The organism is Thioalkalivibrio sp. ALE9 (genome assembly GCF_000377445.1).
Lineage (GTDB): Bacteria > Pseudomonadota > Gammaproteobacteria > Ectothiorhodospirales > Ectothiorhodospiraceae > Thioalkalivibrio.
Window position 1 is genome coordinate 254,542 of sequence record NZ_KB898123.1, and the last position, 12,222, is coordinate 266,763.

At 64.9% G+C, this 12,222-nt stretch carries 11 protein-coding genes; 7 read left to right on the top strand and 4 right to left on the bottom strand.

All coding sequences use genetic code 11. The features are described 5' to 3' along the window. Positions 1-19 precede the first annotated feature (19 nt). The 5 genes from aprB to D106_RS15180 all read left to right on the top strand — a co-directional run bounded on the left by aprB (position 20) and on the right by D106_RS15180 (position 3,692). A complete protein-coding gene (gene aprB, locus D106_RS0104380; RefSeq protein ID WP_038028264.1) occupies positions 20-499 on the top strand; it encodes an adenylyl-sulfate reductase subunit beta in 480 nt (159 codons plus the stop codon). Further along, the gene (gene aprA / locus D106_RS0104385) at positions 499-2,400 is read left to right on the top strand and encodes an adenylyl-sulfate reductase subunit alpha (RefSeq protein WP_018877190.1); all 1,902 of its coding nucleotides are present in this window, start codon (positions 499-501) and stop codon (positions 2,398-2,400) included. The genes aprB and aprA overlap by 1 nt, the downstream gene beginning before the upstream one ends. Positions 2,401-2,557: 157 nt before the next feature. Next, on the top strand, positions 2,558-2,908 hold the full coding sequence (locus D106_RS0104390) for a hypothetical protein (RefSeq protein ID WP_018867728.1): 351 nt from the start codon (positions 2,558-2,560) through the stop codon (positions 2,906-2,908). 16 nt (positions 2,909-2,924) lie between these two features. Further along, positions 2,925-3,437 carry a peptidylprolyl isomerase gene (locus D106_RS0104395; RefSeq protein WP_018877191.1) on the top strand — a complete coding sequence of 171 codons (513 nt, stop codon included), beginning with the start codon at positions 2,925-2,927 and terminating at the stop codon, positions 3,435-3,437. A gap of 90 nt (positions 3,438-3,527) precedes the next feature. Beyond that, positions 3,528-3,692, top strand: a complete 165-nt coding sequence (locus D106_RS15180) for a hypothetical protein (RefSeq protein WP_017942944.1) — start codon at positions 3,528-3,530, stop codon at positions 3,690-3,692. A 289-nt stretch (positions 3,693-3,981) separates the two neighbouring features. On the opposite strand, the gene D106_RS0104405 is transcribed toward D106_RS15180, so the two are convergent. Beyond that, on the bottom strand, positions 3,982-5,001 hold the full coding sequence (locus tag D106_RS0104405; RefSeq protein ID WP_018879328.1) for a porin: 1,020 nt from the start codon (positions 4,999-5,001) through the stop codon (positions 3,982-3,984). Positions 5,002-5,226: 225 nt separating this feature from the next. Between D106_RS0104405 and D106_RS0104410 the strand changes: the two genes are divergently transcribed. Beyond that, complete coding sequence (locus D106_RS0104410) at positions 5,227-7,338, top strand: TonB-dependent receptor (protein ID WP_231372860.1); 2,112 nt, start codon at positions 5,227-5,229, stop codon at positions 7,336-7,338. Positions 7,339-7,608: 270 nt separating this feature from the next. On the opposite strand, the gene D106_RS0104415 is transcribed toward D106_RS0104410, so the two are convergent. Further along, complete coding sequence (locus tag D106_RS0104415; RefSeq protein WP_018877195.1) at positions 7,609-8,337, bottom strand: rhomboid family intramembrane serine protease; 729 nt, start codon at positions 8,335-8,337, stop codon at positions 7,609-7,611. Positions 8,338-8,585: 248 nt separating this feature from the next. Continuing rightward, the gene (locus D106_RS0104420) at positions 8,586-10,091 is read right to left on the bottom strand and encodes a SulP family inorganic anion transporter (RefSeq protein ID WP_026280560.1); all 1,506 of its coding nucleotides are present in this window, start codon (positions 10,089-10,091) and stop codon (positions 8,586-8,588) included. Positions 10,092-10,355: 264 nt separating this feature from the next. Here D106_RS0104420 and D106_RS0104425 point away from each other — a divergent pair, with 264 nt between their 5' ends. Beyond that, complete coding sequence (locus tag D106_RS0104425) at positions 10,356-10,844, top strand: universal stress protein (protein WP_018880902.1); 489 nt, start codon at positions 10,356-10,358, stop codon at positions 10,842-10,844. A 192-nt stretch (positions 10,845-11,036) separates the two neighbouring features. Here the strand turns inward: D106_RS0104425 and moaA are convergent, their stop codons facing one another. Continuing rightward, a complete protein-coding gene (moaA, locus tag D106_RS0104430) occupies positions 11,037-12,041 on the bottom strand; it encodes a GTP 3',8-cyclase MoaA (protein WP_018875933.1) in 1,005 nt (334 codons plus the stop codon). Between the last annotated feature and the right edge of the window lie 181 nt (positions 12,042-12,222).

Below are 12,222 nucleotides of genomic sequence, written 5' to 3' on the forward strand. Positions count from 1 at the left end.
GCATCGATCGAGGACAACCATGCCAACTTTCGTATACATGACCCGTTGCGATGGCTGTGGGTACTGCGTGGACATCTGCCCGTCAGACATCATGCATATCGACGAAACCACCCGTCGCGCCTACAACATCGAGCCCAACATGTGCTGGGAATGCTTTTCCTGCGTGAAGGCCTGCCCGCACCATGCGATTGACGTGCGCGGCTACGCGGACTTCGCCCCACTGGGGCACAGCGTGCGCGTCGATCGCGACGAAGAGCGCGGCACCATCGCCTGGAAGATCAAGTTCCGCGACGGTCGGGAGAAGGACTTCCTGTCGCCGATTACCACCAAGCCCTGGGGCAAGCACATCCCGCAGCTGGCGGACGTCCCCGCACCGGACAAGTCCATGCGCGACAGCCAGCTGTTGTTCAACGAGCCCAAGTACATCCGGATGGATGAGGGGGATCTGCACACGCTTGAGGCCGCCGGTCTCAAACTGAAAGAAGGGGTGTACTACTGATGGCCTACAAGACAATCGTCGAAGACAACATCGACATCCTGGTCTGTGGCGCCGGGCTCGGCGGCACGGGTGCCGCCTGGGAAGCCCGCTTCTGGGGGCAGGACAAGAAGGTCGTGATTGCCGAAAAGGCCAACATCGACCGTTCCGGCGCGGTGGCCCAGGGCCTGTACGCGATCAACTGCTACATGGGCACCCGCTGGGGCGAGAACAACCCCGAGGACCATGTGCGCTACGCCCGCATCGACCTGATGGGCATGGTGCGCGAGGACCTGCTGTTCGACATGGCGCGCCACGTGGACTCCACCGTGCACCAGTTCGAGGAATGGGGCCTGCCGCTGATGCGCGACCCGAAGACCGGCGCCTATCAGCGTGAAGGCCGCTGGCAGATCATGATCCACGGCGAGTCCTACAAGCCGATCGTGGCCGAGGCCGCGAAGAAGTCCGCCGACACGATCTACAACCGCATCTGCGTGACCCATCTGCTGATGGACGAGTCCAAGGAGAACCGCGTCGCCGGTGCCGTGGGCTTCAACGTGCGTACCGGCAACTACCACGTCTTCAAGTCGAAGTCGGTGATCGTCGCTGCCGGTGGCGCCTCGATGATCTTCAAGCCGCGTTCGGTCGGCGAGGGTGCGGGTCGCGTCTGGTACGCCCCGTGGTCTTCCGGCTCCGCCTATGGCCTGTTGATCAATGCCGGCGCCAAGATGACCCAGATGGAAAATCGCATCGTGCTGGCCCGCTTCAAGGATGGCTACGGCCCGGTCGGTGCGTACTTCCTCCATCTCAAGACCCGTACGCAGAACTGCAATGGCGAAGAGTACGAATCCAAGTGGTGGCCGCAGCTGCAGGAGATGGTCGGCAAGGAGTACCTCGATCCGGAGGCCTCCCACCGGACCCATCGCCCGATCCCGACCTGCCTGCGCAACCACGCATTCCTGAACGAGGTGAATGCCGGTCGTGGCCCGATCCACATGGTCACCATGGAGGCCTTCCAGGATCCGCACCTTGAAGAGGTGGGCTGGGAGAACTTCCTGGGCATGACCGTCGGCCAGGCCGTGCTGTGGGCCGCCACCGACGTGGACCCCAAGAACGAGAACCCCGAGCTCACCACCTCGGAGCCCTACGTGATGGGCTCGCACGCCACGGGTTGTGGCGCCTGGTGCTCCGGTCCGGAGGATGTCTCCCCGCCCGAGTACTTCTGGGGCTACAACCGCATGACCAGCGTCGAGGGCCTGTTCGGTGCCGGCGATGCCGTGGGCGGGACGCCGCACGCGTTCTCCTCCGGTTCCTTCACCGAGGGCCGCTTGGCCGCCAAGGCCGCTTGCAAGTACATCGACGATGGCAAGGCCGACGGTATCCGGGTCTCCGACTCGCAGATCAACAAGCTGAAAGAGGAGATCTACAAGCCGCTGGAGCACTACAAGATCTACAGCAACGAGGTCGTGGCCGGTTCGGTCAACCCGAACTTCATCAACCCGCGCCAGGGTCTTGACCGCCTGCAGAAGCTGATGGATGAATACTGTGGCGGCGTAACGGTCAGCTACATGACCAACGAGAAGCTGCTCAATATCGGCCTGAAGAAGATGAAGATCCTGGAAGAGGATCTGGACAAGCTGGCGGCGGAGGACATCCACGAGCTGCTGCGTGCCTGGGAGCTGAAGCACCGCGTGCGCACCGCCGAGAGCGTCTTCCACCACACCCTGTTCCGCAAGGAAACCCGCTGGCCGGGCTACTACTACCGCGGCGACTACATGAAGCTCGACGACAAGAACTGGCACCACCTGACGGTTTCGCGTCGTGACCCGAAGACGGGCGAGTACACCATGGAGAAGGCGCCCTGCTACCACCTGGTCGACAAGGACGAGGCGCCGGCCAAGGAGGCCGAGAAGGAGGAAGCCTAGGGTGCTGCGGTGGCGGGGCCGCAGCCGGCCCCGCCACCATGCTCGGCAGCCGCGATGACCCACGCGTTCGCGCGTCGGTCATCCCTTTCAACCGCCACACCTGAGGGTTTTCAATATGACCAGTGCAGCTGAAGCACAGACGTTGCCGGAGACCTCGATGAACATCATCGACCACTCCGACCAGGAGATCCTCGAGATTGCCCACCCCATCTGGAGCGACCTAATCAAGCACTCCAACAAGGGGCAGTACGGCAAGTTCGTCCGCCGGTTCTCCTACCACCTGCTGTTTGGCCTCAACGAGGTCGAGGTGGGCAAGCAGTTCGCCCAGAGCGAGTTGACCCGCAATCTCAGCGAGGACTGGGATTTCCTGGGCATTATTCGCCGTGGCGAGCATGTCACCGTCCTGTATCGCGTGCGCAGCACGAAGAAGGAGGGCGAGTGGCTGGGCCGGATGGTCCTCGGCTACGAGGAAGGCGAGGTACGCATCTTTGGTGCGTCCATTTTCTGACAATGCGGGACTGTTCATGACCGAAGTAATCCAGGACAACAAGTACGTCGAGCTGAACTACCAGGTGATCGACCAGAAAACCGGCCAGGTGCTGACCGAGGTCGAGTTCCCGCTGGGCTATGTCCACGGCGTCAACGAGGTCCTGTCGCCCCAGGTCATGGGCGAGCTGGAAGGCCGCGCCCAAGGCGAAACCATCGAAGTGCCGATCGACTGCAACGCCCTCTATGGCCCGCGCGACGAGTCGCTCGTGATCACGGACGCGATCGAAAACGTGCCGGAGGAGTACCGCGAGGTGGGGACCGCCATCCTGATGGAGAACGATCGCGGCCAGACCAAGAGCTTTCTGGTGACACGGCTCGACGACAAGACCATCACCATCGACGGCAACAATCCACTGTGCGGCCGTCAGGTGATCTTCAAGCTGAACATCCTGCTGGTACGCGATGCCACCGACGAGGAAATCGCACACGGTGGCAAGGTGGAGTCGGGCCCGGAGATCGACAGCGGGCGCGCGGTCCCTATCGAGTGATGGAGCAGGCGTTCGGCGCGTGAGTATGTCGGGGCAGGGCGACGCCAGTTCTCCGCCCCTCTTTTTTCATCGAAGCGAGGTGAATGCACCATGAGTCAGCAATCTGACAAGAAGCACCCGGAAGTGCCGGACGGCAAGTCGCGCTTTCTGGTAACCCGGCAGATGAAGCCCAACGAAAAGGGCTTCGTCGGCTACGAGACCATCTGGGAACCCTTCCAGAAGGAAGCCGAATACCAGACCCCCAAACGCCCCTGAGCCGATCGCCGGTCGCGCATCTGCCCCGCAGGCGCGCGACCGTGTCGATCCTTTAACGGCGGCGATGAACCCATCCCGGATAGCCCGCCAACGGGACTGCGGTGTGCGCCTGTTGCACCGAAACCGATCTCTACCTGTATTTCCCCGATTCTTGAAGGTCCCGGTGTCGCAACGGAATTGCGCCGCCAGCGCCTCGTTGAGCTCACAAAAAAGCCCCGCCGGGGCGTAGTCCGGCGGGGCTCGGAAAACGGGGACGGCGGTCCTGGCCGCCGGCCCCGGTATTGCTCGGTCAGAAGTCGTAACGCATCCCGATCGAGAGGGCGGTAGCGTTCTCGCCACCCACACCCGGCTGGCTGACGCTCTTGGCGGCATTCCACGGCGCCAGGGCCGAGTTGTCGTCGTTGTCGACCATTGCGATGTTGCCGTAGAAGCGCAGGTCGCTGTCGAGGCGGTATTCCAGGCCCAGGGCGTACATCGTTGCGTCAGCATCAGTCAGATCGGAATCCAGCTGGAAGACGTGACCGTTCAGGTACATGCTCGGGGTCAGGCGGAACTGGCCGCCCAGGCCGTAGACATCGGCGTCGTCGCCACCGACGGTCTCGGAATTCTGGTAGAACGCGCCCATGCGGAAGGCGGGCGTGATGCGATAGCCGACGGCCAGGCGCCAGGCATCCGGGTTCACATCGCCATCTTCCTGCTTTTCGTAGGCTAGGGCGCCGGTCAGGTCGCCCATGCTCAGGTTCAGAGATGTGGAGTAGGCCTTGTTCGGGGCCCCGTCGGCGGTGGTGGCGCCGTCCGTCTCGTTCGAGTACTGGATGTTCCAGGTCAGGCCGCCGAAGCTCGGGGTCTGGTAGTGGATGCTGTTATTGAAGCGTTCGTCGAAGCGGCCGGTCTGCGCGGCGGAACGGGTCAGGTTGCGCATGTCACCGACCTGGTCGCCGAAGAAGTTGGCCGGACCGCGGGCGCGTTTAAAGGGGGTGTCGAACTTGCCGATGCGCAGCATGCCCCACTCGGAGCCCTTGATGCCGACGAAGGTATCGCGAGTCGCGAAATTCGTCCCGTTGGTGTCGAAATTGATCTGTTGTTCGATCTGGAACATCCCGACCAGTTGTTCACGGAACTCGCGCTCGCCCTTGAAGCCCAGGCGGCTGGAATTGCTCGACACATTGAATTCGTTGTAGTAGGCGCCGTCGTCGAGGACATCGGCGGACAGGTGGGCGCGGCCGTACAGCGTCCAGTCGGCGGTAGCCAGGGCCGGTACGACGAGTCCGGCGGCGATGAGGCTGGTCAGCAGGTGCTTGCGATTCATGGGATTCTCCCCTTCATAAAGTGTGCAGGTTGGCGGGCCGCGAGGGCGTCCCGACAGGGCGCAAGCATGGGGAGGGCGAGTGACGTGTCCGTTACGGGGCGGTGAAGATCGCGTTAAAACGCGACACTGTTGCGCAAATGAAACACCTGGGCCGGGAACCTGCTAGCGAGCGGCGAGTCCTCTAAAGGGTGAGCGGGTTCGAGGCCCGTCACGATGCAGTACCGAATGGGAGGGACCGTGGTGGCGCGACGGCCGGATCCGACGTTCTCTGGGCGAGTGCGCTGGCCCCTGTTCGCCAGCCTGTTGGTGGCGGTCACCGCACAGGCCGACGACGGGCCCACGGTCCTGGATCCAGTCGAAGTGACTGTCACTGCTCCGCGCCTGGCCACGCCGCTGGCGGACCTGCCGGCCGCGGTATCGCGCGTGGACGAGCGCCAGGCGACCGAGGGGCGGCAGGGCCTGCAGCTGGACGAGGCGCTCAATCGCGTGCCGGGCCTGTTCGCCCAGAACCGCTACAACTTTGCCCAGGATGTCCGGATCTCGATCCGCGGTTTCGGATCGCGCGCTCCCTTTGGCGTGCGCGGGCTGCGCATCCTGCAGGACGGCATCCCGGAGACCACCCCCGACGGCCAGTCACAGGTGGACGCGATCGACCTGCTTAACCTGCGCGACATCGAGGTGCTGCGCGGACCCAGCGCCGCGCTGTACGGCAATGCCTCCGGAGGCGTGATCTCGGCGCGCACCCGCGACGGCCGCGACCCGCGTGGCTTTGGTGGCGGGGTGCTGCTGGGCAGCTACGGTTATCGCCGCGCCGAGGCCATGGCCGAACAGGACCACGGCACCCATCGCTATTCCCTGACCGCCCACGACTTCGCGATCGACGGCTACCGCGACCAGTCCACCGCCGAGAAGCGCTACCTGCGCCTGCACACCGCCTCGGAGCTGGAGGCCGGCACGCTGAACTTCCACCTGCGCTACCTCGATGCTCCCCGCACCGACGACCCCGGCGGGCTCACCCGCGAGGAGATGCGTCAGAACCGGCGCGCGGCCGCCCCGCTGGCCACGGCCCTTGACAGTACCCAGGCGGCCGAGCAGCTCACGACGGGGTTGCAGTGGGAACAGCCCCTCGGACCCGGCGAGCTGCGCCTCGGGGGGTTCTGGACCCAGCGCGACTACGCGCAGCAACTGCCATTCCCCGGTGACTCGCGGGTGGCCTACGAACGTGACTTCTACGGCCTCAACGCCCAGTACGAACAGGACATCGGGCCGACCCGGGTGCTGACCGGGATCGACCTGGAAGAGCAGCGTGACGACCGCACCCGGCGCTGTACGTCGGGGACTTTCGCACCGGGGCTGGACTGTGACGAAGACGAAGTCGTTGGAGATCTGGCCTTGGACCAGCTAGAGCGCGCCCGCTCGCGAGGAGTGTTTATACAAACCGACACCGCGCTGGGGTCGGACTGGAACATGGTGCTCGGCGCGCGCCACGACCGCATCCGCATGTCCATCGACGACCACTTCTCTGACCGGGTCGGCGAACCGGATCGCTCGGATGCGCGGACCTTCCGCGAGACCAGCGCGATGGCGGGGCTGATCTGGCACTTCCAGCCGGACTACCGGGCCTACGTGAACGTGGCCACCAACTTCGAGACCCCGACCTTCACCGAGTTCGCGAACCCCGAGGGCGGGGGCGGCTTCAACGACGCCCTCGACCCCCAGCGGGCACGCAGCATCGAGGTCGGGATCCGCCGCGAGACCGGTCGCCTGGCCTGGGATGCCTCGGTCTACGCGACCCGCGTGCGCGACGAGATCGCCCCGTTCGAGGAGCCCAACGTGGACGGTCGCACCTTCTACACCAACGCCGGCCGAACCGCGCGCAACGGCTTCGAGCTGGCGGTCGACTGGGCCGCGACCGAGCAGTGGACGCTGTCCAGCGCGCTCAGCCTGAACGACTTCCGCTATCGGGATTTCGTGGACCAGCAGGGTGAGCGGCGCGATGGCAACCGCCTGCCCGGGCTGCCGCGCGAGCAGCTGTTCGTGGAGGCCGACTGGCGCCAGGGGCCTTACTTTTTCACCGTCGATGCGCTGTACACGGGCGGGCGCTACGTGAACGACGCCAATGACGAACGGGTGGGTGGGCAGACCACGCTGAACCTGCGCGCGGGCCGCCATTGGCAGGATGGCAACGCCCATGTCGAGGCCTTCGTGGCCGCGAACAACCTGCTCGACGCGGACCACGTCGACAATATCCGCATCAACGACGGCAACCGCCGCTACTACGAGCCGGCCCCGGGCCTGACCCTGATGGCCGGCATGCGCATGACCTTCGGGCGCTAATGCGCGCCACCACGCCGGACCCTGCACCGTCATTGCGAGGAGGCGCAGCCGACGAAGCACAAAGGCGCGAAGCGCGTTGAACGGCCGCAGGCCGGCCCGAAGGGCGAGCGCAGCGAGTAATCTCCCTCCGGAAGCACCGCGTTGCCAGCGTTCGGAGATTGCCACGTCGGCTTCGCCTCCTCGCAATGACGGTGCCATGAAGAGGGGCCGTCGCCGCAACGTCGCGGGATGCCCCGACCGACGCGAGCTGCATTAAGGACGGGTGTTCGGCTAGTCGCGACGCCCGGGCCCCTCCAGCGGTTCTTTCGGCTCGATCTCGTCCAGTCGCCCCTGCTCGATTTTGCGCAGGGTCTCCGGATCCGTCCCGTCGTCCTCCTCCCAGGAGGGCCGTCGCGCGGGCGGTAGCGGGTCGCGCCGGTACAAGAACCAGCCGCAGATCGCACCGACCACGGCGCCGAACAGGTGCGCCTCGAATGAGACCCGGGGCGCGCTGGGGAATATGCCCCAGATCATGCTGCCGTAGAGGAACAGGATGATGATGGCGAGCGCGATGGACAGCGCGTCGCGCCGACGAATGCCAATAACTACGGCAAAGAACATCAGGCCGTGCGTCAGGCCCGAGGCCCCGATGTGCAGGCCTTCGCGGGCGAAGAGCCAGACGCCGAGGCCACCCATCAGCCAGATCAACGGGACCGCCACGCGCGTGGCGCGAGGGAATCCATAGAGGGTGAGCATGCCGAGCACCCAGAGGGTGGGCACGTTGGCGAGCAGGTGGCCCCAGGAGCCGTGGATCAGCGGCGAGGTGATGATGCCCAGCGCCCCGACCGCGTCGCGCGGCAGGATGCCCAGCCGCGACCAGTCCCCGCCCAGCAGGTCGTGCAGGGCGTGGATCACGATCAGGATAGCGGCCCCCAGCATGGGCCAGAGCAGCGCACGCCGAATCCGCTCCTGCTCGGCCCGGGGGTCGGCCGGGGGTGCCGGCCGGCGAAGATTCATCATCCGCCTAGCCTGCCACGCCTGGACAAGAGGTCCAATCTCTCCCATCTCCCGGCGTCGTTACGGGCACCGTCATTGCGAGGCCCCGCAGGGGCCGCGGCAACCTCCTGAAGCTTGCGCAGTGTCGGGGTCCGAGGGTTTCGGAGGGAGATTACTCGCTGCGCTCGCCCTTCGGGCCGGCCTGCGGCCGTTCAACGCGCTTCGCGCCTTTGTGCTTCGTCGCTGCACTCCTCGCAATGACGGTGGCGGTGCTAGTGCCCGCCCGGCCCCAGGTCGGCGCCCTTGTCGTGCTGCGCGAGCTTGTCGTGCAGTTCACCACTTTCACCTCGCGGGGCCTTCACCTCGACCTCCATGCCGTTGCGGCGGAACTTGCCGACGACCTTGTCGATGGCGGCCACCGCCGAGCTGTCCCACAGCGAGGCGCGGGTCAGGTCGATCTCGATGTGATGGATGCCCTCGCGGTAGTCGAAGCTGTCGATGAACTTGTCCACGGCGACGAAGAACAGCTGGCCGCGCACGGTGTAGATCCGGGTCCGGCCGTCCTCGGAGAGCGCACTAGTGACTTCGACCGCCTTGACCATCTTGCGCGCGAAGAAGATCGCCGAGAGCAGCACGCCGGCGAACACGCCCAGCGACAGGTCGTGGGTGATCACGGTGGTGCCAACGGTCACGATCAGCACGGTGGCGTCGGTGCGCGGCAGCTTGTGCAGGGTGGTCAGCGAGCCCCAGTCGAAGGTGGCGATGGAGACCATGATCATCACCGCGACCAGCGCGGCCATTGGGATGATCGAGACCAGGTCGCCGAGGAACACGATGAACAGCAGCAGGAAGATCCCCGCCGACAAGGTCGACAGACGACCGAGACCCCCGGACTTGATGTTGATCACCGACTGGCCAATCATCGCGCAGCCCGCCATGCCGCCGAAAAAGCCGGTGACGACATTGGCGATGCCCTGGCCCTGGGCCTCGCGGTTCTTGCCAGAGGGCGTGTCGGTCAGATCGTCGAGGATGGAGGCGGTCAGCAGCGACTCCAGCAGGCCGACGATCGCCAGCGCGAACGCGGTCGGGAAGATGATCTGCAGCGTCTCCCAGTTCAGCGGGATGTCGGGGAACAGGAACACCGGCAGGCCGTCCGGAAGCTCGCCCATGTCGCCGACCTCCAGCGTCGGCAGCCCCATGAAATAGACCACGACGCTGAGCACCACGATCGCGACGAGCGGCGGCGGCAGCAGCTTCGGATAGCCCGGGATCATCGGCAGGCCATAGAGGATGATCAGGCCGGCCGTGACCAGCGCCCACATGGTGGTGTCGCCATCCACCAGGTAGGGCACCTGGGACAGGAAGATCAGGATCGCCAGCGCATTCACGAAGCCGACCAGCACCGTGCGCGGGATGAACATCATGTAGCGCGCGAGCTTGGCCCAGGCGAACAGGATCTGGATGATCCCGGTCAGGATGGTCGCGGCCAGCAGGTACTGCAGTCCGTGCTCGGCGATGAGTGTCACCATCAGCAGGGCCATGGCCCCGGTCGCGGCCGAGATCATCCCGGGGCGCCCTCCGGCGAAGGCGATCACCACCGCCATGGTGAACGAGGCGTACAGGCCCACGCTCGGGTCGACCCCGGCGATGATCGAGAACGCGATCGCCTCGGGGATCAGGGCCAGCGCGACCACGATCCCGGCGATCAGGTCCGCGCGCACATTGAACAACCAGATCTTGCGCTGGCGGGAGAGGAAGTCTTGTAGGGTCTGCTGCACGATATGGTCCCCAATACCCATGCGCGCCGAAGCCGACATGCGTCGGGATCAACGGGTGAACGAACAGGTACCAGAGACTTGTGCGAAGTAGCCGGGCCCGGTTGCCACCAGTGGATGGCGCGGTTGCAAGCGGTTCAATGCCGGTACAGACTGAAACCGCCAGGAAAGGCGACAAAGTCTAGCACTTCATAAGCCCGTCCTGAAGTTTGCCGCCCCGCTCAAGCCTTTGCCGGGGCTCTTCCATGCGTTCAATTGGGGATCTTCATGCTGCAGCGCGTCATCATCGCCGTCGACTTCTCGCCCGCCTCTGCCGCGGCCCTGGCCGTTGCACGCCAGCACTGTCCGGGGGCGAAGAAGCGGCTGCTCTATGTGATGAAGCCGTCGGACGTGGCAGGGCCCAGTTCCGCTGGTGCGTTCAGTGGTGCGGGGTCGTCGCCCCTGAATGCAAAGGAAATGCGCCATTCGGCGGAAGAAAAAATCCGGTCGCAGTTGCAGGAGTGGGCGGAGGCAGATGACGAGGTCGCCATCGCCGTGGGCAGTGCGCCGGAGGAGATCTCCCGCCATGCCGAGGAGTGGGGCGCGGATATGATCGTGATGGGGACCCGCGGGCGCAGTCAGATCGCCAACATGCTCTCCGGTTCCGCGACCGAGTGGCTGGTGCGCAACGCCCGCCTGCCGGTACTGGTCGTGCACGACGTGCCGCTGTCCGACTCCATGAAGGAAAAGCTGCCGCCGGAAGGCGCCGTCGACTGAGCCCGATCGCCGTTCGCCGACACGTAGAAGGCCCGCTTTCCAGCGGGCCTTCCTCGTTCCTGTGGAATGCTCGCGCGGTGTCGAGGCCCCAGGCATGTAGGAGGCCAGCCTTCTGGCCGATGGGACGCTTGTCACACCCCATCGGCCAGAAGGCTGGCCTCCTACGGGATCGGGGCCAGCCCCGCCGTGACGCTAGCCGCCGGTCATGGACATGAAGCGCATGACCTTTTCCGGGCGCTCGGAGAATTCGTGGCGTTCCGGTTTCAGGTTGATGGCCTGGACCACCAGATCCTCCAGTTCGGAATCGGTGCAGCCCTCGCGCAGGTAGGGGCGCAGGTTCAGGCTGTGGTCGTTGCCCAGGCAGGTGTAGATGGTGCCGTCCACCGACAGGCGCACGCGGTTGCAGGTATCGCAGAAGTGCTGCGAAATCGGCGTAATAAAGCCGATGCGCACGGGAGTGTCCGGGATCTGCATGTAGCGCGCCGGGCCGCCGCCGGGCATCACGCCGGGTACCAGGTTGTAGCGCGGCTCCAGACGGGCGCGCACGTCCTGCAGGTTCACGTAGTGGCCCTCTTTCGCCTCACGGCCGGTGTCGCCCATCGGCATGGTCTCGATGAAGCGCAGGGTGAAGCCGTGCTCGATGCAGAAGTCCACCATGTCCTCGACTTCCGGCTCGTTGATCCCGCCCATTACCACCATGTTGATCTTGATCGGGTCGAGCCCGGCGGCCTTGGAGGCCATCAGCCCGTCCAGGACCTTCTCCAGCTTGCCGCCGGTGATCTCCTTGAAGACTTCCGGCTTGAGCGAGTCGAGACTGACGTTGATGCGCGCCACGCCGGCATCCTTCAGTTCCTGGGCATGGCGCGCCATGCGCGTGGCATTGGTGGACAGCGAGATGTCGTCGATGCCAGGCAGGGCGTTCAGGCGTGCGGCCAGGTCCGGGAGGTTCTTGCGTACCAGCGGCTCGCCGCCGGTCAGGCGCACGCGGCGGGTGCCCAGACGTCCGAAGGCTCCCATGACGCGCTCGATCTCCTCGAAGCTGAGCCAGTGATCCGGCTCCTCGAAGTCGCGAAAGCCCTTGGGCATGCAGTAGAAGCAGCGCAGGTCGCAGCGGTCGGTGACCGAGAGGCGGACATATTCGATGCGGCGGCCGAAGGCATCCACCAGTGCGTTCTCGTCCTTGAGGGGCTGTTCCATGGGGTGCTCCGTCCTGCCGATGGGGGCGATATGTTTCATCACACACATCGTAGACCACTTCTCCGGGAACGCAACAACAATGCCTCAGAATCGTTGCGGCAATAAACAAAATCTCTCACAGATAATTTTGTCTTATTCCAAGATAAGAACTTTTCGTTGGCCAAAAGCCCGGCTTATGGCC

Bases quoted from the DNA above. Each gene is read 5' to 3' on its own strand.
- D106_RS15180 (WP_017942944.1), top strand. From the start codon at position 3,528: ATGAGTCAGCAATCTGACAAGAAGCACCCGGAAGTGCCGGACGGCAAG.
- D106_RS0104410 (WP_231372860.1), top strand. From the start codon at position 5,227: ATGGGAGGGACCGTGGTGGCGCGACGGCCGGATCCGACGTTCTCTGGG.
- D106_RS0104390 (WP_018867728.1), top strand. From the start codon at position 2,558: ATGAACATCATCGACCACTCCGACCAGGAGATCCTCGAGATTGCCCAC.
- D106_RS0104425 (WP_018880902.1), top strand. From the start codon at position 10,356: ATGCTGCAGCGCGTCATCATCGCCGTCGACTTCTCGCCCGCCTCTGCC.
- D106_RS0104395 (WP_018877191.1), top strand. From the start codon at position 2,925: ATGACCGAAGTAATCCAGGACAACAAGTACGTCGAGCTGAACTACCAG.
- moaA (WP_018875933.1), bottom strand. From the start codon at position 12,041: ATGGAACAGCCCCTCAAGGACGAGAACGCACTGGTGGATGCCTTCGGC.
- D106_RS0104405 (WP_018879328.1), bottom strand. From the start codon at position 5,001: ATGAATCGCAAGCACCTGCTGACCAGCCTCATCGCCGCCGGACTCGTC.
- D106_RS0104415 (WP_018877195.1), bottom strand. From the start codon at position 8,337: ATGATGAATCTTCGCCGGCCGGCACCCCCGGCCGACCCCCGGGCCGAG.
- aprA (WP_018877190.1), top strand. From the start codon at position 499: ATGGCCTACAAGACAATCGTCGAAGACAACATCGACATCCTGGTCTGT.
- aprB (WP_038028264.1), top strand. From the start codon at position 20: ATGCCAACTTTCGTATACATGACCCGTTGCGATGGCTGTGGGTACTGC.